Source organism: Mesorhizobium sp. KACC 23794, assembly GCF_052180275.1.
Taxonomy (GTDB): Bacteria; Pseudomonadota; Alphaproteobacteria; order Rhizobiales; family Rhizobiaceae; genus Kumtagia.
In genome coordinates this window covers 3,447,525-3,468,650 of record NZ_CP197465.1, presented here as the reverse complement: position 1 = coordinate 3,468,650, position 21,126 = coordinate 3,447,525, and the positions used below count along the sequence as shown (strand labels likewise).

The window sequence follows — 21,126 nt, the reverse complement described above, 5'->3', positions numbered from 1 at the left end:
CTGCACGAGGCACGAGAACTGATCTCTGGAACCCAATGGGAGACTTCAAATGACTAGATTTATCAAAACCGTAAGCCGTCGCACCTTCCTGCAGACCACCGCGGCAGGCGTCGGCATGCTGGCGGCGCCCGCCATCATATCGAGCAAGGCGCTCGCCTCTTCCGGCGAAGTGAACTTCACCGGCTGGGCCGGTTATCCCAAGCTCGCCGAAGTGGTGTTCCCCGCCTTCACCAAGGCGACCGGCATCAAGGTCAACTTCACCGAGCTTCCCGACCAGGACGCCATGTTCGCGCAGGCCAAGGTAGCGCTCGAGGCCGGCGGCATCGACGTGATCGAGCCGACGATCGACCGCTGGGGCGGCTGGAACTCGAACGGCCTGCTGCAGCCGCTGGACGAGACGAAGCTGGCGATGGCCAACTACCTGCCGGGCCTGGCCGACGGTTCGGCCGGCGAGCGTTCGCGCCTCGACGGCAAGCTTTATTACGTGCCATCCAACTGGGGCACCGAGTCGCTGGTCGCCAACGAGGCGAATGCGAAACTGTCGTCGCCGCCTTCGCTTGGCGACCTGTTCAAGGCGGAAAACCAGGTGGTGCTGCGTCCACATTCGACGCTCGCCGCGATGGGCCGCTATCTCGACGCGCAGGGCAAGCTGCCGCGCCCGTGGATCGACAGCTATTCCGACATGGGCGCCATGGTGCAGTTGTGGGACATCGCGCTGGCCGAGGCGATCAAGGCCAAGGGCAACGTCGTGCAGTGGTGGTCGGGCGAGAACGAGGCCAATGCCGGCTTCACCGCCAACGGCGCGACGCTCGGCCTGTGCTGGGATTCGACCGGCTACAATCTTCGCAAGGACGGCTACAAATACATCTCGCCGACCGAAGGTGCGTTCGCGTGGCACCAAGGCTTCGTGATGATGAAGAACGCCAAGAACGTCGAGCAGGGCCTTGAGTTCATGAAGTTCGTCTCCACGCCGGAAGGCGCGGCGGGCTGGGCTACGGCCTTCTCGTCCAACCCGGTGGGCAAGGGCGCGGCCGATCTGATGGATCCCGACGTCAAGGCCTACTACAACGGCACCTTCAACGACGAAGCGTTGGCGAAGCTGTGGTGGTGGCCGGAGCAGACGGCCGAGTTCATCTCCAAGCGCGGCGAATATGCCGACAAGTACAAGGCCGCCTAAACAGCGATCTCATGATGCCGCCGGATTTGGAGGGAAATCCGGCGGTTTTCATGTTGCACTGCGAAATACTTCTGCGATAGCCTGACCTATAATTAGAACGGCGGACACAAGCCCGCGGCCAAGAGGGGTACGCGCACGCATGAGCGCGGGTATTGAGCTCGACAATGTGAGCTGCGACTTCGGCCGCTTTCGCGCCGTCGACCATGTCAACGTTTCGATCAAGCCAGGCGAGTTCTTCTCGTTCCTGGGGCCATCGGGATGCGGCAAGACGACGATCCTGCGCATGATCTCGGGTTTCACCGAGCCGTCCGAAGGCGTCATCCGCATCGGCGGTAAGGACATGCGCGGCCAGCGCCCCAACCAGCGTCCGACCGCCCTCATCTTCCAGAATCTCGCGCTGTTCCCGCTGATGCCGGTGTGGGAGAACATCGCCTTCGGCCTGGAGGTGCGCGGCGAGGACAAGGCCAAGCGCCGCGCCCGCGCCGAGGAATTGCTGCGCTTGGTCGATCTGCCGGGCGCAGGCGACAAGATGGTCGGCCAGCTCTCCGGCGGCCAGAAGCAGCGCGTCGCGATCGCCCGCGCGTTAGCCGTCGAACCCTCCGTCATGCTGCTCGACGAGCCGCTGTCGGCGCTGGACCTGAAGCTGCGGCAGCACATGCGCGCCGAACTGCGCGCTATCCAGAAGCGCACCGGGGTCACCTTCATCTACATCACGCACGACCAGGGCGAGGCGCTGGCCATGTCGGATCGCGTCGGGGTGATGAGCCATGGCGTGCTGCAGCAGGTCGCCGGTCCGCGTGACATCTACAACAGCCCTGTCAACGGTTTCGTTGCCAGCTTCGTCGGCGAGATGAACATCTTCTCGGGCGACGTCGGACAGGCGGCGAATGGCTATGCAATGTTCGCGACGCCGCACGGCGCGTTCCGCGCCCGGCTGGGCGAGGACGCACGTGGCGCGCCGGTAAAACTCTACGTCCGCCCGGAGCATATCGTCGTGTCCGCCGATGGCGGCGGCGAGAATGTGGTGGCGGCGACGGTGGGCGAGATCGCATTCGAGGGAAACTTCATCACCGTGTCGGCGGTGACGGATTCCGGCGCGAACATGACCGCGGAACTGCGCAACGACGGTTCGGGCATCATGCCCGAACGGGGCGCGCGCATATCCATGCGCTTCGATCCGGCGCATGCCATGATCCTGCCGGACGAAAGCAGGCGGGCATAGGACGATGGAGCACCTGCTTCGCCGCTACGGCGCGACGCTTACCGGGGCCTTCTTCCTGCTCACCGCATTCTGGCTGCTGGCGCTGGTCGTCCTGCCGAACATAACACTGTTCGAATCGTCGTTCCGTCCCTATCTGCCGGTCGTCGACGTCGGCGGGCCGAAGGATGTTTATACCTTCGCCAACTACCAGAAATTCCTCAACAATCCGGTGGATACAAACATTCTGGGCATAACGTTCCAGATGCCGATCCACATGAAGACGTTCTTCAACACCGTCATCTTCTCGGCGATCGTCACGGTCATCACCTTCCTGATGAGCTACCCGCTGGCCTATTACCTCGCCAAGGTGGTGTCGCCGGCCTCGCTGCCGACGCTGATCTTGCTCCTGTTCATCCCGCTCTGGGTGTCGGAAGCGCTGCGCGCCTTCGCTTGGTACATCATCCTGACTTTCAATGGGCCGCTCAATGCTTCGCTGGTCGGTCTCGGGCTTCTGGACCAGCCGATCCGCTGGCAGAATGGAGTGCTGACCCCCTACGACGCGATCGTCATCGGACTGGTCTACACCTACGTGCTGTTCATGCTGTTCCCGATCTACGGCTCGATACAGTCGCTGGACCGCAACCAGATCGAGGCGGCCGAGGATCTCGGCGCGAAATGGTGGCAGACGCATTGGCGGGTTGTCCTGCCGCACTCCAAGCCGGGCATCGCGTCGGGCTGCGTCATCGTGTTCATGCTGGCCGCCGGCTCGCTGCTGGTTCCGACGGTTCTGCCCTCGACATCGTCCAACTGGTTCACCCAGACGATCCAGGTGCTGATGCTGGAGAGCCAGGACTGGAACTCCGGCGCCGCCTATTCCTTCCTGTACATCGTGCTCTGTACGGTCGTCGTGACGCTGGTCATGTGGCTGTTCAAGGTCAAGCTCAGCGACATCGCGAGGTAGGCCATGAACCAGCGGCGCAACCTGCTCGGCCAACTCTATCTCGGCGCCTTCCTGCTCTATCTGTTCGTGCCCCTGGTGATCATGGGCGGCGCGGCCTTCAACGACAATCGGCTGCCGTCGATCTATCCGTGGAAGGGTTTTACCCTCCGCTGGTTCTCCGACCTGTTTAACGATCAGGTGATGTGGACGTCGCTGGTCAACACGATCCTCGTCGCGCTGGCGGTCGTAGTGATCTCGCTTCCGCTCGGCCTGGCCGGCGCCATCCTGGTCAACTCGATCTCGGGCAAGGTACGCGGCCTGCTCTACGGCCTGCTGGTGGCGCCAATCCTGATGCCGGGCGCGGTCATCGGCATCTCGACGCTGCTGTTCTGGAACCAGTTCAGCGTGCCGTCCGGCCTGCACCTGTCGGTGCTCGGGCAAGTGTCCTACATCGCCGCCTTCGTGATGCTGCTGGTGCTAGCGCGGCTGCAGAGTTTCGACCCCGCGCTGGAGGAAGCAGCGCTCGATCTCGGCGCCAGCCACGGGCAGGTGCTGCGTCGCATCCTGCTGCCGCATCTCTATCCGGCGCTGGGCGCGGGCGCGGCGATCGCCTTCTTCCAGTCGATCGAGAATTTCAACGTGACGCTTTTCACGCGCGGCACTTCGAATACTTTGACCGTCTACGTCTTCTCCAAGGTGCGCAGCGGCATCACCCCGACCATCAACGCGCTGGCGCTGATCCTGATCAGCGTCACCATCGTCTGCGCCATCTGGTACGAGATTTCCAGGCGCCGCGCCGAACGGAGGGCGCTCGCACTCGAACGGGCCTAGGACCACGGTCCAACCCGTATAACCCGACCTTACCGACCGGATTGCGGACGGCAGCCGCGCTTCAGCGCGCCACGATGTCGGCGGAGAACCGCAATTCCCTGAGCGGTCTGACCTTGCGCGTCGTCTCCGCATAGGTCGGGTGAGACTTGTAGGCGTTCAGCGCAGCCTCGTCGGCGAACTCGGCATAGACGACAACATCGACCGTGTCGCAGAGCGGATCGACATTCATGTTCCGGCTCACTTCGAAGTGGCTCGAATGCGGGATGCCAGCCAGGTTTCGAAGGCCAGCCTCGACCGCCGCGACATCCTCGGGACGCTTGGCACTGAAGAATACGATGTGACGGATCAACCCAGCCTCCGCGATGGTCGCGTAGCGTTCTTTTGATGCGCCAGCGCCGGGGCGTCAATGCGGTCGGTCCCCGCGATCCTGCGGCGGAGAGGCGCAGCAGCGTGGACCAGGATCACCCGGTCACGGTGCGCACCACCGAACTCACCGCACGAAGAATGCCGTCCAGATAGCGGCCCTCATAATACGCGCCGTCCCAGATGATTAGGAAGGTGAGTATGCAAACTCCGATCACCCAGCGCATGTGCGTTCCCGTCCAGCTCGCAGGCCGAAAGGTGGCCGGGAGCAACAATGCCACGGCAACGGTAAAGCTTCCGTCATCGACCGGAATCGCATCGGATCGGCTGGCTCGATCCGTCGATGGTTTTGCCGCCGATCCCTCGCCTGATCGGAAGGCTCGCCACCTGCGAACTCGTCTTGCGTATCGCGGCGGCGGCCAAATCCACTTTACCAGCCCGCGCGTATGAAACTTGCCGGCAACAGTTCCGTACCTGTTGTCGACCACAGGCACACGGGGACAAGCATGAATGTACGGCCGCTATTTCACAGGGGAACCGGAGGCCGGCAGCGCGTTGCCGTTGTCGGGTCCGGCATTTCCGGTGCGGCCGCGGCCTGGGCTCTGCACCCATCCTGTGACGTCACCCTCTACGAGGCCGCGGCGCGGCCGGGCGGCCACACCGCGACGGTCATCGTCGATTACGACGGCACGGCCGTGCCGGTCGACACCGGCTTCATCGTCTTCAACGAGCTGAACTATCCCGAGCTCACGGCGCTCTTCGAGCATCTCGGCGTGGCGACGCATGCCAGCGACATGGGCTTCTCGCTGTCCGTCGACGACGGCCGGCTCGAATGGTGCGGCCAGAATATTCGCGGCATCTTCTCGCAGAAGCGGAATTTCTTCTCGCCTGGCTTCCTGTGGATGCTGCGCGAGATCCTGCGCTTCAACCGGCAATGCGTCATCGACCGCGATTCCGGTTCGCTTGGAAATGCGACGATCGGAGAATATCTCGAAAGCCGGCGCTTCTCAGCGGCATTCCGCGACAACTACCTGATCCCGATGGCCTCGGCGATCTGGTCGACGCCACATGCAAAAATGCTCGACTATCCGGCGGCGCGTTTCATCGGCTTCTTCGAAAACCACCGCCTGATCCACCGCGAGCGTCCGCGCTGGCGCACCGTGACCTTCGGCGCGCACAATTACCTGAAAAAGCTGCTCCAGCCGCTGGGCGGCAGGGTCCATCTCGGAGCAGCGGTGCGCTCGATCGTCCGCGATGCGTTTGGCGTCACGGTGTGGACATCGGACGAACCCGCCCAGCGCTTCGACCAGGTGATCGTCGCCGCCCACTGCGACCAGGCGCTCGCCATGCTCGGCGACGCATCGGACCTCGAGCAAAAAATCCTGTCGGCAATCCCCTACCGGCCGAACCGCGTGGTGCTGCACTGCGACCCGCGGCTGATGCCGAAGCGGTGCAGCGCCTGGTCGGCATGGAACTACATCGGCACGTCGCGCCCCGGCGCCAGCCAGGACGTCAGTATCACCTACTGGATGAACAGGCTGCAGGGGATCGCCGAGGAAAGGCCGCTCTTCGTCTCGCTCAATCCGATCGTGGAACCCCGCGCCGAACTCGTCTTCGGCGAATGGAGCTTCGATCATCCGCAGTTCGACAAGGCGGCACTTTCCGCACAGGCGCGGCTGAGCGACATCCAGGGCGTGCGCCGAACCTGGTTCGCCGGCGCCTGGACCGGCCAGGGGTTCCACGAGGACGGGCTGCGCTCCGGCCTGGATGCTGCCGTCGCGCTGGGCGCGGAGGTTCCCTGGCGCAAGACCCCTGCCCCGCTGCCGCTGGCGGCGGAATAGCGGGAGTTCGCGATGGCCGGCGGCACGCGCATAAGCACCATGGCGGAAAATGGCCCGCCGCCCGCGGCGGCCGGAACGCTTTATCCCGGAAAAGTCATGCACGCGCGGCTGAAACCGTTCGGCCACCGCTTCGTCTATTCGGTGTTCTCGCTGCTGGTCGACACAGACCGGCTGGACGAACTCGCCCGCACGTCATGGCTGCTCGGCGTCAACCGGGCGGGCATCGCCTCTTTCCACGAGAGCGACCACGCAGAGCGCGAGGGCGAGACGGTGCGGCAGTTCGCCGACCGGCTGCTCGTTGAAGCAGGACTGGACGAGCCCGCGGCGAGAATCCTGCTGCTGGCCTATCCGCGCATCCTTGGCTACGTCTTCAATCCGATCTCGGTGTATTTCGCCTATGACGGCGACGGCAGGCTGCTGGCGCTGATCTACGCGGTGCGCAACACGTTCGGCCAGCGCCACACCTATGTTGCGCCGATCCGTCCAGGCGACGTCAGCCCGGCGGGCGTGCGCCAGACGCGCACAAAAATCTTCCACGTCTCGCCTTTCGTCGAGATGGGCGCGCGCTACCACTTCCGCATCCTGCCGCCCGGAAGGATTGTTCGCCTGCGCATCCACGAGATGGCGGGCGGCGAACCGCTGCTGTCGGCGACCTTCAACGGCCACGCCACGCCGCTGACCGGCGCGAACCTTGCGAGATGCCTGGCGCGGTTCCCGCTGATGACGCTGAAGGTCATGGCCGGCATCCATTGGGAGGCGCTGAAACTCTGGCTGAAGGGGGCAAGGTTTCGTCGCAGCCCGCCGCCGCCGTCCCCCGCAAGTTTTCGCGATGAGGGAGCCATCGAAGCCGGCGAATAAATGCGACGCAAGACGAGGTTGCAGGAATCCCGCTCTCATATCATTGTGCGCTCCGGGCAGCATCCTGGATGCGCACGGGTTTGACACAGGAACGGGCAATGAGCAGGGAAGGCAACACGGGCGATATCGCCGGCAACGCAGTCGACCTTACGGAGCATAATTTCGCCGAAGTGGCGCGCACCCTGCCGGGCAAGGCACGCCGCGTCCTGGCGACCGCGCTCCACCTGCCGCGCGGATCGCTGACCATCAACACGCCGGAAGGCCGCCGCTTCAAGATCGAGGGCAAGGCCGAGGGGCCGACCGCCGAGGTCGTCCTGCACAATTGGCGTCTGCCCGGCCGCGCCTTCACCGGCGGCACGATCGGCGTTGCTGAATCGTATTTCGACGGCGACTGGGACAGCCCCGACGTGACCACCTTCCTCGAGCTTTTCGTGGTCAACATGGAGATGGGCGAGAAGGTCGCCGGCGGCGCCAGCCGGCTGCTCACCGTCTTCCAGCGCTTCCGCCACTGGCTGAACGCCAATACCCACAAAGGGTCGAAACGAAACATCTCCGCCCATTACGATCTCGGCAACGCTTTCTACAGCGAGTGGCTCGACCCGACGATGACTTATTCCTCGGCGATCTATACGGAGGGCGCCAACGACCTCGAAAGCGCCCAGCGCGCCAAATACAGGGCGCTGGCGACCGACATCGGCATCACCGGCAAGGACCATGTGCTGGAGATCGGCTGCGGCTGGGGCGGCTTCGCCGAGTTCGTCGCCCGCGAGATCGGCGCCCGCGTCACCGGCCTGACCATCAGCCGCGAGCAGCACGACTTCGCGCAGAAACGAATCGCCGATGCCGGGCTTTCCGACAAGGTGACCATCAAGCTGCAGGACTATCGCGACGAGACGGGAACTTATGACCGCATCGCCTCGATCGAGATGTTCGAGGCGGTCGGCGAGAAATACTGGCCGGTGTTCTTCTCCAAGGTGAAGCAGTGCCTGAGGGCCGGCGGCACGGCCGGCATGCAGATCATCACCATCAACGAAGAAGCCTACCCGATCTACCGCGCCCGCCCGGACTTCATCCAGCGTTACGTCTTTCCCGGCGGCATGCTGCCGACGCCGCGCATCCTGAAGGCGCTCGGCGCGGAGCAAGGGTTGAGGCTGGCGCGCGAGCGCATCTTCCCGCAAGACTATGCGCGCACGCTGGCGGAATGGCGCGACCGGTTCCTCTCCTCGTGGGAGCGCATCGTGCCACTCGGTTTCGACGACCGCTTCCGCCGCCTGTGGGAGTTCTACCTGCATTACTGCGAGGCCGGGTTCCGCGCCGAATATATCGATGTCAGACAAGTGATCTACCGCAGCTGATCCCGGCTGAAACCAAGCCTGCCCCGGCGCGTTGCCTTCTGAAGCGGTTCGAAGCCGCATGACAGAATCAGGAGGTTCCCATGAGAATGACTCTTGCTGCAGCGGCGATCCTGCTGGCCGGCGCCGGTGCCGGGTGGGCACAGACGCCAGGCGGTTCCTGCGGCGACGTGATCAACAATCCGGCTGCAACTTGCCCGTCAGTGATGGCGCCCAGCGCCGGTGGATCGTTCAATTCGGGAACGGCGAGTTCAGGCGGATCGGGCGGCCCTGTCATCGACAATGAGGTGACCGGTTCGATCATCGAAGACGACACGCCGAACCCCACCCTTCCCAGCGTGGGCGCATCCAGGGAAATGCCGCCGCTTGAGGTGCCCATCGACCCGCTCGGCCAGAATGTCGGACAGAACCCGTATGGCGGCGGCAACCAGATCGGCATTCCGAGAACCGCGCCCTTCGGCAACAATGGGATAGGCTTGTCCTCGGGCGGAATCACCTCGCCGTCGATCAAGTAACCACACCTACCTTCGTGGGGCGGACTGCTGGCCGGATGCCGGCGGCTTTTGCGGCAAGCGCAATCTCATACCAACGGTCAATGCCAAAGGCCGTTGGTATCACATGTCCCCGAGCCGCTGCTTGAACCGGTCGATCAGCCAGCTGGCTGCCGGGCCCGGCGGCTTGTCGGCGCGATGGAAAGCGTAAAGCGAATAGGGCCTGACAGGATAGGGCTCGAGGTCGAGCACGACGAGGCGACCAGCGGCCACGTCATCGGCGATCATCCATGACGGCAAGCCGCCCCACCCGAGGCCGGACAGGATGAGCCGGTATTTCGTGTTCATGTCGGTCATGCGCCACGTGCGATAGGCGAACACGCCGAAGTCGCGGCCTTTGGTCATCTTCGTCGGATCCGAGACGACCAACTGGATATGCTCGCGAGCCGCCGACAGCGGCACTCGCCCAGGATAGACTGCCAGAGGATGACTAGGCGCCGCCACTGGTGTCATGGAAGCGCTGCCGATCCGGATGGAGACGAGGCCTGGCGCCAGCACCACGGGCGGACCGCCGAAGGTGACGTCGCTCTGCCGCTCCAGAAGCTGATCCCACACGATGCCGAGCGCGCCGACGCTGAGAACCAAGGCAACGGTAGGGAACTGGGCTTCGAAGGCGTTCAAGACATCGATCAGCGCAGGCGACGGCAGGGTCACGTCGACGGCGATGGAGAGCTCGGCTTCCAGCCCGGCATGCAGCCCCTCCGCAAGAGCACGGATATCCTGAAGGACGCCGATCATGCGACGGGCATCAGGCAACATCGCCTCGCCCGCCGCCGTCAGCGTCGGTTCGCGCGTGCCGGCACGGGAGAAGAGTTTCAGCTCCAGCTGCGCCTCGAGGTTGGCGATGGTGTAGCTGATCACCGACTGCGCCCGGTTCAGACGGCGCCCTGCAGCCGAGAAACTGCCTGTCTCGGCAATGGTCAGGAATGTCAGCAACTGGTCGAGGGTCGGATTGGCCTGCATGATGCATCCAAAATATCGATATGTTGGATAGAGATTTTCCCGATTTTTATAATGGATAGCGCCTCCTATCTCAATGCCTGGCGGCCCGAGACGTTGGCCGGTCATGATTGAAGGAAAACGGCAATGTCCATTCTGCTTGTCACATCGAGCCCGCGCGGCGAAGCCTCGCTCTCCACGAAGGTTGCAACCGAACTCGCCGAGGAACTGCACAAGGCCCTGCCCGGCAGTTCCGTCGTCACCCGCGATCTCGTGAAGAACCCGCTTCCGCATATCGAGCCGGCCTATGCGTCCGGCATCTATACGCCGCCCGAGTCACGCGACGCCCACCAGTCGGAGGTCGTAGGCGTGTCCGACCACGCCATCGACGAATTACTGTCTGCAGATCACATCATCCTGTCGACCGGCATGATCAATTTCGGCATTTCCTCGACGCTGAAATCATGGATCGATCACATCGCCCGCTCCGGCAAGACGTTCTCCTATGGCGAGAACGGCCCGAGGGGCCTCGTGACCGGCAAGAAGGTCTATATCGTGCTTGCGTCGGGGGGCATCTATTCCGAAGGCCCGTCGGCGGTATACGACTTCGCCATTCCCTATCTGAAGTCCGTCCTCGGCTTCATCGGCATCACCGACGTCGAAGTGATCCGCATCGAAGGCGTAGGAATGGGCGAGGATGCGGTCAGCCAGGCGCTGGCGAAGGCCACCGCCTCGGTCCGGGAACTGGCGGCAAGGCCCTTTGCAAAGGCGGCCTGACCGGAGAGGACTTGCCTCCCCGGCCCGTTGCTGCATCCCGGCTGGGAATTGCCTTGCAACTCGCTTCCGTCACCCAAGCGTGATGCGGTACTTCGCAAACCCGTTCTCGCCGTCGCCGGCCGCCTCGATCTTCACCGCCTTCTGGTCGGCGATGAAATCCTTGGCCTTGGGGCCGGTCTCGAACAGCACCGAGGTGTTCGCCAGCGGCGAAAAGCTCCAGTTGGCATCAGCCGAGGGATTGATCGTGCCTTCGGCGATGATGTAGCGCACGATCACGTCGCGATTTGTATCCGGCGCCTCGAAGATGATCTTCGAGGCGTTGATCTCCGGGAAATTGCCGCCGCCGCCGGCCCGGTAATTATTGGTGGCGACGACGAACTTTTGGGCCGGGTCGATCGGTTTTCCGTCGAACATCAGGTCGGCGATGCGCTCGGACGAGGCATTTACCACCCCACCCTTCGGATCGTATTTCGGCGGCTGCGACAGGTCGATCCTGTAGGTAACGCCGTCGATCACGTCGAAATTGTAGGACGGGAAATCGAGGTTGATCAGCGCCTGGTCGGCTTTGCCGGCCTCGACCGTGTTGAAGATGCCGGCCGACATCTCCAGCCACTCCTTCACCTGCGCGCCGTTGATTTCCACGGCGCGCACCGTGTTCGGATAGAGATAAAGGTCCGCGACATTCTTGATTGCGATGTCGCCGGCGGGGACATCGGTATAATAATCCGGCCCGCCGCGCCCGCCCGACTTGAAGGGCGCCGCTGCCGACAGGACCGGCAGGTCCTTCCACTGCGTTTCCTTGAGCAGGTCCTTGATGTACCAGGTCTGCGCCTGGCTGACGATCTGCACGGACGGGTCGTCGGCGACCAGCGCGAAGTAGGAATAGAGCGGCGCGGAGGTCTTGCCGACCGGCCGCCTGACATAGGCGAGCGTCGCCTCGTGGTCTTCTTTCAGCGCCTCGACGATGCGCGGATCGTCAGCGACGGTGGCCTTGTTCTTGTTCTCGACGCGCTCATAGATCGGCCGCGCTTCCGACGTCGCCGAAACGATCCTCCATTTCGAGCCGTCGCGCTCCAGCAAGAGGTCGATCAGGCCCATATGCGAGCCCCAGAAACCGCCCATCACCGCGGGCTTGCCCTGCAGCGTGCCGGCGGCCGTGTCGACGCCGGCCAATTCCTGAAAATCCTTCTTGCCGGGGAAAACAAGATGCTGGTGACCGGTGAAGACGGCATCGATGCCCTCCACGCCGGCGACGAAGAAGGAAGCGTTCTCCATCATGTCGCCCTGCTTCACGTCGATGCCGGAATGCGACAGCGCGATCACGACGTCGGCGCCCTCCTCCCTGATCTGCGGCACCCAGGCTTTCGCCGCCTCGACGATGTCGCGGGTGACGACGTTGCCGGTCAGGTTCTTGGCGTCCCACAGCATGATCTGCGGCGGCACGAAGCCGATGACGCCGATTTTTATCGGCTGTTCAGAGCCGGAGCCGTCCTTGATGGACTTTTCGAGGATGACATAGGGCTTGAGATAGAGCTTGTCCTCGCGCGGATTGGCGGCGAGTTCGGTTCCGCGCACCAGATTGGCGCAGACGAAGGGGAAATTCGCTCCCGCCAGCACCTTGTCGAGGAACGACAGGCCGTAGTTGAACTCGTGGTTGCCGAGCGTCGAGCATTCGTAGCCGAGCAGGTTCATGCCCTTCATGACCGGATGGAGATCGCCCTCCTTCATGCCCTTCTCATAGGCGATGTAGTCGCCCATCGGATTGCCCTGCAAAAGATCGCCATTGTCGATCAGCATGGCGTTGGTGGCTTCCTTGCGCACCGCGTCGATCAGCGAGGCCGTGCGCGACAGGCCCATCGTGTCGTTTGGTTTGTCGGCGTAGTAATCGTAGGGCAGCACGTTCACATGGATGTCGGTGGTCTCCATGATGCGCAGATGCGCCTGGTTGGCCTGGGCGCGGGCCGAAAACGGATGGAGCACGATGAGCGCCGTCGCGGCGGCACCGCTCGCCAGGAACGAGCGGCGGGAAAGAGACAAGGAACCGGACATGTTTTCTCCTCGAAGATAAGTCGGCAAACGACCCCAGCCTGAAGCCCAAGTCTTGCGCCGATCATCGCCCGAGTCCAGCAGATACGGGTGACCATGGCGTGACAGCGGACGACTTGTCGACCGCGCGGGAGCCAGTACGGGCCTTGTTGACACCGGCAAATGCGTGGCCCAGTCTCCGTTCCTCCAGGGTGACAAAGCGAGGCGCCGCACGTGACCCAGCTTTCTCCGCAGGTCAGCCCGACCTTACTGCCGCGTCGGCCGCAACCCAGCCGCCCGCCCGGCCCGCGCGGCATTCCGCTGCTCGGCAACTCCTTGCAGTTCGGCCGCGACGAACTCGGCTTCCTCACCCAGACGCAGCGCATCTTCGGCGACCTGGTCAGCTACGATCTCGCCGGATGGCCGTCGGTACTGGTCAACAGATCGGACGACATCGAAAAGATCCTGGTCAAGGATCACCAGAATTTCATCAAGAACCGGGTCATCTGGCGGCATGTGACGGCGGTGTTCGGCAAGGGATTGCTGACCGCCGAGGGCGAATTGTGGCAGCGCAACCGCCGGCTGGCGGCACCCGCCTTCGCAGGCCAGCAGTTGCAAGGGTATGGACCCGACATCGTGGCGCTGGCGAGGAGTGCTGCCGGCGGATGGAAGGCTAGCGAAATCCGCGACATGCATGCGGAGATGATGGCGCTGACGCTGCGGATCGCGGCCAAGGCCTTCATGAACTCCGAGGTGGAGCAGGACATCGCCGACATGGACCATGCCGTCCACGACCTCACGGTCGAGATTGCTTCCAGGTTCAAGCGGCCCGTGGTCATTCCGGACTGGGTGCCGCTACCCGGCCACATCCGCTACCGGCGCGCCATCGCCACCGGCGAGCGGATCATCGCCCGCATGATCGACGAACGCCGCGCCCACGGCTACCACGGCCGCCAGGATTTCCTGTCGCGGCTGATGGCGGCAAAAGACGAATCCGAACAAGGCATGTCGGACAGCCAGTTGCGCGACGAGACCCTGACGCTGCTGCTGGCCGGCCACGAAACGACGGCGCTGGCGCTTTCGTGGAGTTTTTACCTGATCGGCCAGGACGCCGAGGTAGCGCAACGGCTCGCCGCCGAAATCGACGAGGCGCTGGGCGGCCGCGACGCGACGGCGGAGGACCTGCCGCACCTGAAATTTACGGAAAGCGTGGTGCTGGAAGCCATGCGGCTCTATCCGCCGGCCTGGGCGATCGGCCGCGAATCCACCGGCCCGTTCCATCTCGGCGGCTATGAGTTCGGCCCCGGCACGACCATCTTCATCTCGCCCTGGGTGCTGCATCGCGACCCGCGCCATTTCGAGGATCCGGAAACTTTTCGGCCGGAACGCTGGCTGGACGGGCTGGCGCGGCGGCTGCCGAGGTTTGCCTACATGCCGTTCGGCGGCGGCCCGCGCATCTGCATCGGCCAGCGCTTCGCCATGATGGAAGCCATCCTCGTCCTCGCGACGATCGTCCAGCATTTCGGCGTGGAATGGCAGCGCGACCGGCCGACCACACTGTTTCCATCCATCACCTTGCGCCCCAGGGACGGAGTGTGGGTAAAGCTGCTGCCGAAAGAGGCGGCCAGCCGGCCGCACTGACCGGACCGCTGGCAAGGTCGACCTGCGACGTCGCAAACACGACCGCGGCGGGGCGGCCCGACGCCTAGGCTCCGCAGGTCAATTGGCGGAGCCGGTCACGATGTCGCAACAGGCTGGACAGGATCGCGTGACAGGGACGTCCGACCTGTCGCGCTGGCGAAAAGCCGAACGCGAGCGGTTGATCGGCGAGCGCCTCGCCATCGCGGCGGACGCGCGGCAGGCCATGTCCGAACGCATCGCCGTCCTGCTGAGCGAAACGATTGGCGATCTCGAAGGACGGACCGTCAGCCTCTACTGGCCGTTCCGCGGAGAGCCCGACCTGCGTCCGTGGATGAGGACCGTCATCGCCGGCGGCGGACGGATCGCGCTTCCGGTCGTCATCGAAAAGGCGCACCCGCTGGTCTTCCGCGCCTATGCGCCGGGCGATCCGCTGGAAAAAGGCGTATGGAACATACCGGTTCCGGCCGCCGGTCCTCCGGTCATCCCGGACATCGTGATTGCGCCGCTGGTCGGCTTCGATCCGCAGAACTACCGGCTCGGCTATGGCGGCGGCTTCTTCGACCGGACGCTGGCGTCCCTGCCGGCAAAGCCGCTGACGATCGGCGTCGGTTATGCGATGCAGGCCGTTCCGACGATCCGCCCGCAGCCGTACGACATACCCATGGACCGGATCGTCACGGCGACCCCGGTGACCGGCTCCCCTGGGTGATCAGCCGGGCGCTGCGCTGGCCGGTCGCGTAGATCCACAGCCAGCTCAGGCTCACCGCGAGACGATAGCGGAAACCGATCAGGTAATAGATGTGGGCGATGCCCCACAGCCACCAGGCGGGCCAGCCGGTCATCCGGAACCAGCCGAAATCGATCGCGGCCGCCCGTTTGCCGATGGTGGCGAGGTCGCCGCTGTGTTTGTAGCGGAACGGACGCGACGCGGCGTCGCCGCCAAGCCTCGCCCGCACGGTCGCGGCGACATGACGGCCCTGCTGTTTTGCCGCCGGCGCAACGCCGGGAACCAGCTTTCCGTCTTCCCACGCGACGTGCGCGGCGTCGCCGACGACAAAGACGTCCGGGTGGCCCGGAACCGAAAGGTCCGCCTCCACCAGCGTGCGCCCGGCGCGGTCGCTCTCGGCGCCCAGCCATTGCGCCGCGGGCGAGGCGGCGACGCCGGCGGCCCAGATGATCGTCCGGGCGGGCAGCAGCCGGCCGGCAAACGTCACGCCCTCGGCGCTGCATTCGGTGACGGGATGACCGAACTCGATGGTTACACCCAGCCTTTCCAGGGCCGTCCTGGCATAGGCGGAGAGCACCGGCTTGAAACCGGCGAGAACCCGCTCGCCGGCTTCGATCAGGACGACCCTCGCCTCCCGCGTGTCGATATTACGGAACTCCTCCCGCAACGTCTCGTGCGCCAGTTCGGCAATGGTGCCGGCAAGTTCCACGCCGGTCGGGCCGCCGCCGATGATCACGAAAGTCAGCAGAGCGGCACGAACTTGCGGGTCCGGCTCGCGCTCGGCCTTCTCGAACGCAACCAGGATGCGCCGGCGAATGGTGGTGGCATCCTCGATCGTCTTCAACCCGGGCGCGAACGGCTCCCATTCGTCATGGTCGAAATAGGCATGCCGCGCCCCGGTCGCCAGCACCAGCGTATCGTAGGCGATGGAGCTTCCGTCATCCAGCAGCACGCGCTTGCCCGCCGTGTCCACACCCGTGACTTCGGCCAGCAGCGTGGTGACATCCTTGCGCTTCCTGAGCAGGTGGCGGATCGGCCATGCGATTTCGGATGTCGCAAGTGACGTGGTCGCGACCTGATAGAGCAAGGGCTGGAACAGATGGTGGTTGCGCTGGTCGATCAGCGTGACGCGAGCCCCCGAGTTTTTCAGGCCTGCGACGGTCTCCAATCCCCCGAAACCCGCACCGACAACGACGACATGGTGTTGCTGCGCGTTCATCGCATTATCCGATCCTGGGTTCGTACCGTCACTCAGATAAGGATTTTGTGCAATGCAACAAGAGCCGACTCTGTGCGTCCCTAGGCCATGTCGGGCTTCAGCCCCAGCGCGGTGCGATCGACGATCTCGCGCAGCGCGAAGGACGAATTGATCTTCGTCACATGTGGCATGGCCGACAGCCATTCCTTGTGGATACGCTCATAGTCGGCAAGATCTTTTGCCGCGATGCGCAGGATGTAGTCGTATTCGCCCGACATCAGGTGGCAGGACAGCACGTTCGGGCAGCGCTTGATCGCCGCCTCGAAATCCGACAGCGTCTTCTCGAACTGGCCCGACAGCGAGATATGGACGATGGCCGTCATCTGGTGGCCGAGCGCGGCGTTCGACAGCCGCGCGTGATAACCGCGAACGACGCCGTTCTTTTCGAGATTGTCCAGCCGCCGCGAGCAGGCCGATTGCGACAGCCCGACCCTCTCGGCCAGCGCGGCGTTGGGAATGCGGCCGTCCTTCTGCAGCGTGTCCAATATTGCGATATCGATCCTGTCGAGCGGCACCGTTCGAACTTTCTTCGACGTTAGGCGGATTTCACGCAACGAATAGCGGCCGAACCAGCTTGAAGCAATGCACTTCGCAAACTCTTTCGGCCGCAAGGCGCGTATCCTTGCAGGATACAGGGAATAAGCCGTCAAGGCGTCAAGCGAGGAACAGAACCATGCGCGTCGGTTGTCCGAAGGAAATCAAGAATCACGAGTATCGTGTCGGCCTGACGCCCGGGTCGGTCCGCGAATATGCGGCGCACGGCCACGAGGTGCTGGTCGAGACCGGCGCGGGCGCCGGTATCGGCGCTGACGACAACGCCTATCGCGCCGCGGGCGCCAGGATCGCCAAGACGGCGGAAGAGGTGTTCGCCAAGTCGGACATGATCGTGAAGGTCAAGGAGCCGCAGCCGAACGAATGGGTACAGTTGCGCAGCGACCAGATCCTCTACACCTACCTCCACCTCGCGCCCGATCCGGACCAGACCAAGGGCCTGCTGGCCTCCGGCGTCACGGCAATCGCCTATGAGACCGTTACCGACGAGCGCGGCGGGCTTCCCCTGCTGGCGCCGATGTCGGAAGTCGCGGGCCGCCTGTCGATCCAGGCCGGCGCGACCGCTTTGCAGAAGGCCAATGGCGGCCGCGGCGTGCTGCTCGGCGGCGTGCCGGGCGTGCTGCCGGGCAAGGTGACCGTGCTCGGCGGCGGCGTCGTCGGCCTGCATGCGGCCAAGATGGCGGCCGGCCTCGGCGCCGACGTCACCATCATCGATCGCTCGATCCCGCGCCTGCGTCAGCTCGACGACATTTTCAACGGCCGCGTCCACACGCGCTACTCGACCGTGGAAGCGCTGGAAGAAGAATGCTTCTCCGCCGACATCGTGGTCGGCGCCGTGCTGATCCCCGGCGCAGCAGCCCCAAAACTCGTCACCCGCGAGATGCTATCCGGCATGAAGAAGGGCGCGGTGCTGGTCGACGTCGCCATCGACCAGGGCGGCTGCTTCGAGACCTCACACGCCACGACCCATGCCGACCCGACCTACGAAGTCGACGGCATCATCCACTATTGCGTCGCCAACATGCCAGGCGCGGTGCCGGTCACCTCGGCGCATGCGCTGAACAACGCGACGCTGCATTACGGCCTGCAACTCGCCGACAAGGGCCTGAAGGCGCTGGTCGACGACCACCACCTGCGCAACGGCCTCAACGTCCACAAGGGCCGCATCACCAACCGCGCGGTCGCCGACGCGCTGGGCTACGAAATGGCCGAGCCGAAGCAGGTGCTCGCCGCCTGAACAAACCCCTTGCCTGCCAAGCAGCAATCCCGCCTTCGCGGAGGGATTTTTGTTGTGGGCAATAAAAAAGCGGGGCAAGCCCCGCTTTTTTTGCAATCGGATTTCCGCCAGTCCATCCGTGGTCGGAACTCGATTGGTGAATGAAAGCTAAGGTATGGATCGTTAACAAAAGGTTAACGACAAGCATTTGCCGTCCTCAAGCGCGCTCGACACGGCACTGATAGCAATTGTTCCTAGCCGAGCGCACATGCACATAGGCGATGTCGTCGCGCTCCAACAGTTCGTGCGCCCTGCCGCAGATGCTCTGCGTCGGCGTCACCGCACCGGAGCCGTAGACGATGCGGTCGTCGGCGCCATACCCCCTGACGATATAGTCGGGCGTCGGGCGGAAGATGTCGGGCAGGACATCGGTTTCCGGAGCGCGCTCGCATTCCTCGGCGCAGAGGAAGATCGGGCCGGTCTCGGCATAGGGCTGGAGCGCCGGGAACGGCCGGTAGGCCAGGATCAGATAAGGCTTGCCGGCAGCGACGGTGCGCAGGCAATGGCGGCAGGGCACGCCGTCGCCGTCCGAGATATTCCGTTCCGGAACGAAACCATAGGCATCGGCGCCGCCCCGCTGCAACGCGCGGACGGCGTCGGTCGGCAGGGCTTTGAATCGGATAAGCATCGGCTGGCTCCTCATTTTGCGATGACCCGAAATTATGACGCCGCCGCCCTGCCCTCCACCCGAAACCTGCGCGCCGCGCTTCGTTGGCCGTCCCGTGGGTCTCCCTGCGCTACTGCAGGAAATCGTCGATGCGACGCAACGTGACGCGGCGGTTGCGCCAGTTTTCGTTCTGCGTCGGCACCAGCAAAAATTCCTCGCCGTAACCGACGGTCTCCAACGCGCGGCGCGGAATACCGAACTCGCGCACCAGCACCCGGCGCAGCGATTCGGCACGATCCTCCGACAGGATCTGGTTGGAGGCAGCGGAGCCGACAGCGTCGGTATGGCCTTCGATCAGCACCTTCGTGCCCGGCCGGCGGCGCAGCAGGCGCTCCAGCGCGGTCGCGATGGTCTCGACCTTGCCGTATTGCGAATCCGGGACGTCAGCCGAGCCGAAGGCGAAATTGATCGACTGGATGTCAATCGACGGCGCGGCGCGGCGAAGGTCGGGCCGCCGCTTGAACTCGCGGACGGTGACACGCTGGCTGGGGCGGATCCTTCGCTCCGCAGGAGCATCCAGCCTCCGCTCGATCTGCGCGGACGACGGCATCGCCGACTGGGCGGATGCAAATGTCGGGAAGGCAAGGAGGGCGAAAGCGAGGGCGGCGAACTGGCGTCGTGTCGGCATGGAAAACTCCTGGAAGCGGGTCATCGAATGAGACCCGATTCTGGCTTTTCCAAGCTGAATTGACGCTGAACGCCGTGTTCAGCGGAGCCGAGTTATGGCCGGGCGATCACTGCCGCGCGTTCTTCCAGGGTCATCGGCCGCACCACCTCCGGCATCTGCCCCACCGGCGAGAAGCCGAGTTTCTGGTAGAGCGGCAGCGCGGCGGGATGATCGAGCGTGCAGGTCTGCACAACGACTTTTTCCGGCTTGTACGACCACGCCGCCTCGATAGCCGCGCTGAGGAACCAGCGGCCGAGCCCCTGCCCGGTCGCATGGTCCATCATGCCGAAATAAGCGAGTTCGGTGGCCTCGGGTAGATGCTGCTTGATGTCGAAGAAACCCGCCGGCGCCCCGTCGAGATAAAGCACGCGGATATCGCGGTCGGGCTTGCTCAGCCCGTCCGCCATTTCCTCGTCGGACAGCCTGAGCGCGTTCACCCAATGCCATTTGCGGCCGACCCGGTCGATCAGGTAGCGGTAATAATGGACAGGGATGTTGCGCACGCGAAGCAACGCGATCTGGCGGTTGTAGGGCAGCGACGCATATTGCGCGGGCGGCCGCGTCATTTCGAGAAACGTCACCGTGACCGGGATCGTCTCCGGCGCCTGTTTTTTTACCATTTCAGTCCTTGCCTGTTACGACGGCCGTGTCGCCGCGGCCGCCCCATTCCGTCCACGACCCGTCATAGAGCCGGTTGTCGCCGTGGCCGACGCTTTGCAGCGCCAGCGTGATGACCGCCGCCGTGATGCCGGACCCGCAGGAGGTGATGACCGGAGCGTCTAGGTCGAGCCCGGCCTGCTCGAGTTTGCGGCGGAGTTCCTCGACCGGCAGCAGATAGCCGTTTTGGGAGAGCGACATGGCCGGCACGCTTTTCGCCCCCGGCATGTGACCGCCACGCACGCCCTTGCGTGGTTCGGGGTCTTCTCCGGAGAAACGACGGGGCGGCCGGGCATCGGCGATCTGGCTGTCGCCGGTTGCGATCGCCTTGCGCACATCGTCTATGCCGGCGACGCGCTTTGCGTCGAAATCGGTATGAAAGACGTTGGGAGCCGTCTTCGTCGGTTCCGAGGTAACCGGACGGCCCGCCGCCTTCCAGTTGTCGAAACCGCCGTCGAGGATGAACACTTCCGGCGCACCCATGGTGCGGAACATCCACCAGACGCGCGGAGCGGTGAACATGCCCGGTCCGTCATAGACGACAATGGTGTCGTCGGCAGAAATGCCCATCGAACCGATATGCTGGGCGAACAGCCCCGGTTTCGGCAGCGTATGCGGCAGGTCCGACTCTGGATCGACGACAAGGTCCTGGTCGAAGAAGATCGCGCCATGGATATGCGCGGCATCGTATTCGGCTTTAGGATCGCGGTTCTGCGCCGGCAGGTACCAGGAGGCATCGACGATCGACAGGCCAGGCCGGCCCAACTGTCCCTGCAGCCAATCGGCATCGACGACGAATGGGCTCTTTTCGGGCATGCAACGATCT

Annotated in this window: 22 protein-coding genes; 12 read left to right on the top strand and 10 right to left on the bottom strand. The window is 64.1% G+C overall.

The features are described from left to right. Positions 1-49 precede the first annotated feature (49 nt). The 4 genes from ACSBOB_RS16950 (at position 50) to ACSBOB_RS16935 (ending at position 4,149) form a co-directional block, all read left to right on the top strand. Positions 50-1,177: an extracellular solute-binding protein gene (locus ACSBOB_RS16950; protein WP_442583549.1), complete on the top strand. Its 1,128-nt coding sequence runs from the start codon at positions 50-52 to the stop codon at positions 1,175-1,177. Between the two features lie 139 nt (positions 1,178-1,316). Beyond that, on the top strand, positions 1,317-2,399 hold the full coding sequence (locus ACSBOB_RS16945; RefSeq protein ID WP_442583548.1) for an ABC transporter ATP-binding protein: 1,083 nt from the start codon (positions 1,317-1,319) through the stop codon (positions 2,397-2,399). 4 nt (positions 2,400-2,403) lie between these two features. Next, on the top strand, positions 2,404-3,339 hold the full coding sequence (locus ACSBOB_RS16940) for an ABC transporter permease (protein WP_442583547.1): 936 nt from the start codon (positions 2,404-2,406) through the stop codon (positions 3,337-3,339). Positions 3,340-3,342: 3 nt separating this feature from the next. Beyond that, on the top strand, positions 3,343-4,149 hold the full coding sequence (locus tag ACSBOB_RS16935) for an ABC transporter permease (RefSeq protein WP_442583546.1): 807 nt from the start codon (positions 3,343-3,345) through the stop codon (positions 4,147-4,149). Positions 4,150-4,210: 61 nt separating this feature from the next. Here the strand turns inward: ACSBOB_RS16935 and ACSBOB_RS16930 are convergent, their stop codons facing one another. Continuing rightward, positions 4,211-4,498 (bottom strand): Dabb family protein, encoded by a 288-nt coding sequence (locus ACSBOB_RS16930; protein WP_442583545.1) that lies wholly within the window; start codon positions 4,496-4,498, stop codon positions 4,211-4,213. A 112-nt stretch (positions 4,499-4,610) separates the two neighbouring features. Further along, a complete protein-coding gene (locus tag ACSBOB_RS16925; RefSeq protein WP_442583544.1) occupies positions 4,611-4,739 on the bottom strand; it encodes a hypothetical protein in 129 nt (42 codons plus the stop codon). A gap of 279 nt (positions 4,740-5,018) precedes the next feature. Between ACSBOB_RS16925 and ACSBOB_RS16920 the strand changes: the two genes are divergently transcribed. The 4 genes from ACSBOB_RS16920 to ACSBOB_RS16905 all read left to right on the top strand — a co-directional run bounded on the left by ACSBOB_RS16920 (position 5,019) and on the right by ACSBOB_RS16905 (position 9,078). Beyond that, entirely contained in the window at positions 5,019-6,353 is a 1,335-nt protein-coding gene (locus ACSBOB_RS16920; protein WP_442583543.1) for an NAD(P)/FAD-dependent oxidoreductase, read from the top strand. A 12-nt stretch (positions 6,354-6,365) separates the two neighbouring features. After that, entirely contained in the window at positions 6,366-7,211 is an 846-nt protein-coding gene (locus ACSBOB_RS16915) for a DUF1365 domain-containing protein (RefSeq protein ID WP_442583542.1), read from the top strand. A 98-nt stretch (positions 7,212-7,309) separates the two neighbouring features. Beyond that, positions 7,310-8,566, top strand: a complete 1,257-nt coding sequence (locus ACSBOB_RS16910) for a class I SAM-dependent methyltransferase (protein WP_442583541.1) — start codon at positions 7,310-7,312, stop codon at positions 8,564-8,566. A gap of 80 nt (positions 8,567-8,646) precedes the next feature. Next, positions 8,647-9,078 (top strand): hypothetical protein, encoded by a 432-nt coding sequence (locus ACSBOB_RS16905; RefSeq protein WP_442583540.1) that lies wholly within the window; start codon positions 8,647-8,649, stop codon positions 9,076-9,078. 99 nt (positions 9,079-9,177) lie between these two features. Here the strand turns inward: ACSBOB_RS16905 and ACSBOB_RS16900 are convergent, their stop codons facing one another. Then, complete coding sequence (locus ACSBOB_RS16900) at positions 9,178-10,077, bottom strand: LysR family transcriptional regulator (RefSeq protein ID WP_442583539.1); 900 nt, start codon at positions 10,075-10,077, stop codon at positions 9,178-9,180. Positions 10,078-10,200: 123 nt separating this feature from the next. Between ACSBOB_RS16900 and ACSBOB_RS16895 the strand changes: the two genes are divergently transcribed. Next, the gene (locus ACSBOB_RS16895; protein ID WP_442583538.1) at positions 10,201-10,830 is read left to right on the top strand and encodes an FMN-dependent NADH-azoreductase; all 630 of its coding nucleotides are present in this window, start codon (positions 10,201-10,203) and stop codon (positions 10,828-10,830) included. Between the two features lie 69 nt (positions 10,831-10,899). Here ACSBOB_RS16895 and ACSBOB_RS16890 read toward each other — a convergent pair whose 3' ends face one another. Beyond that, entirely contained in the window at positions 10,900-12,879 is a 1,980-nt protein-coding gene (locus tag ACSBOB_RS16890) for a bifunctional 2',3'-cyclic-nucleotide 2'-phosphodiesterase/3'-nucleotidase (protein ID WP_442583537.1), read from the bottom strand. Positions 12,880-13,089: 210 nt separating this feature from the next. Here ACSBOB_RS16890 and ACSBOB_RS16885 point away from each other — a divergent pair, with 210 nt between their 5' ends. Together ACSBOB_RS16885 and ACSBOB_RS16880 are read left to right on the top strand one after the other, a co-directional pair. After that, positions 13,090-14,496 carry a cytochrome P450 gene (locus ACSBOB_RS16885; RefSeq protein ID WP_442583536.1) on the top strand — a complete coding sequence of 469 codons (1,407 nt, stop codon included), beginning with the start codon at positions 13,090-13,092 and terminating at the stop codon, positions 14,494-14,496. Between the two features lie 100 nt (positions 14,497-14,596). Further along, entirely contained in the window at positions 14,597-15,205 is a 609-nt protein-coding gene (locus ACSBOB_RS16880) for a 5-formyltetrahydrofolate cyclo-ligase (RefSeq protein ID WP_442583535.1), read from the top strand. On the opposite strand, the gene ACSBOB_RS16875 is transcribed toward ACSBOB_RS16880, so the two are convergent. Together ACSBOB_RS16875 and ACSBOB_RS16870 are read right to left on the bottom strand one after the other, a co-directional pair. Beyond that, positions 15,171-16,442, bottom strand: coding sequence for an NAD(P)/FAD-dependent oxidoreductase (locus ACSBOB_RS16875; RefSeq protein ID WP_442583534.1), 1,272 nt, complete (start codon positions 16,440-16,442; stop codon positions 15,171-15,173). The two genes, ACSBOB_RS16880 and ACSBOB_RS16875, sit on opposite strands and share 35 nt — an antisense overlap. 80 nt (positions 16,443-16,522) lie before the next feature. Further along, complete coding sequence (locus tag ACSBOB_RS16870; RefSeq protein WP_442583533.1) at positions 16,523-16,996, bottom strand: Lrp/AsnC family transcriptional regulator; 474 nt, start codon at positions 16,994-16,996, stop codon at positions 16,523-16,525. Between the two features lie 158 nt (positions 16,997-17,154). Between ACSBOB_RS16870 and ald the strand changes: the two genes are divergently transcribed. Further along, positions 17,155-18,270 carry an alanine dehydrogenase gene (gene ald, locus ACSBOB_RS16865; protein WP_442583532.1) on the top strand — a complete coding sequence of 372 codons (1,116 nt, stop codon included), beginning with the start codon at positions 17,155-17,157 and terminating at the stop codon, positions 18,268-18,270. A gap of 196 nt (positions 18,271-18,466) precedes the next feature. Here ald and ACSBOB_RS16860 read toward each other — a convergent pair whose 3' ends face one another. The 4 genes from ACSBOB_RS16860 to sseA form a co-directional block, all read right to left on the bottom strand. Then, positions 18,467-18,937, bottom strand: a complete 471-nt coding sequence (locus ACSBOB_RS16860; protein WP_442583531.1) for a DUF1203 domain-containing protein — start codon at positions 18,935-18,937, stop codon at positions 18,467-18,469. A 109-nt stretch (positions 18,938-19,046) separates the two neighbouring features. Next, positions 19,047-19,604 (bottom strand): OmpA family protein, encoded by a 558-nt coding sequence (locus tag ACSBOB_RS16855; protein WP_442583530.1) that lies wholly within the window; start codon positions 19,602-19,604, stop codon positions 19,047-19,049. 92 nt (positions 19,605-19,696) lie between these two features. Next, positions 19,697-20,263 (bottom strand): GNAT family N-acetyltransferase, encoded by a 567-nt coding sequence (locus ACSBOB_RS16850; protein WP_442583529.1) that lies wholly within the window; start codon positions 20,261-20,263, stop codon positions 19,697-19,699. Position 20,264: 1 nt separating this feature from the next. Continuing rightward, positions 20,265-21,116: a 3-mercaptopyruvate sulfurtransferase gene (sseA, locus tag ACSBOB_RS16845; RefSeq protein ID WP_442583528.1), complete on the bottom strand. Its 852-nt coding sequence runs from the start codon at positions 21,114-21,116 to the stop codon at positions 20,265-20,267. Between the last annotated feature and the right edge of the window lie 10 nt (positions 21,117-21,126).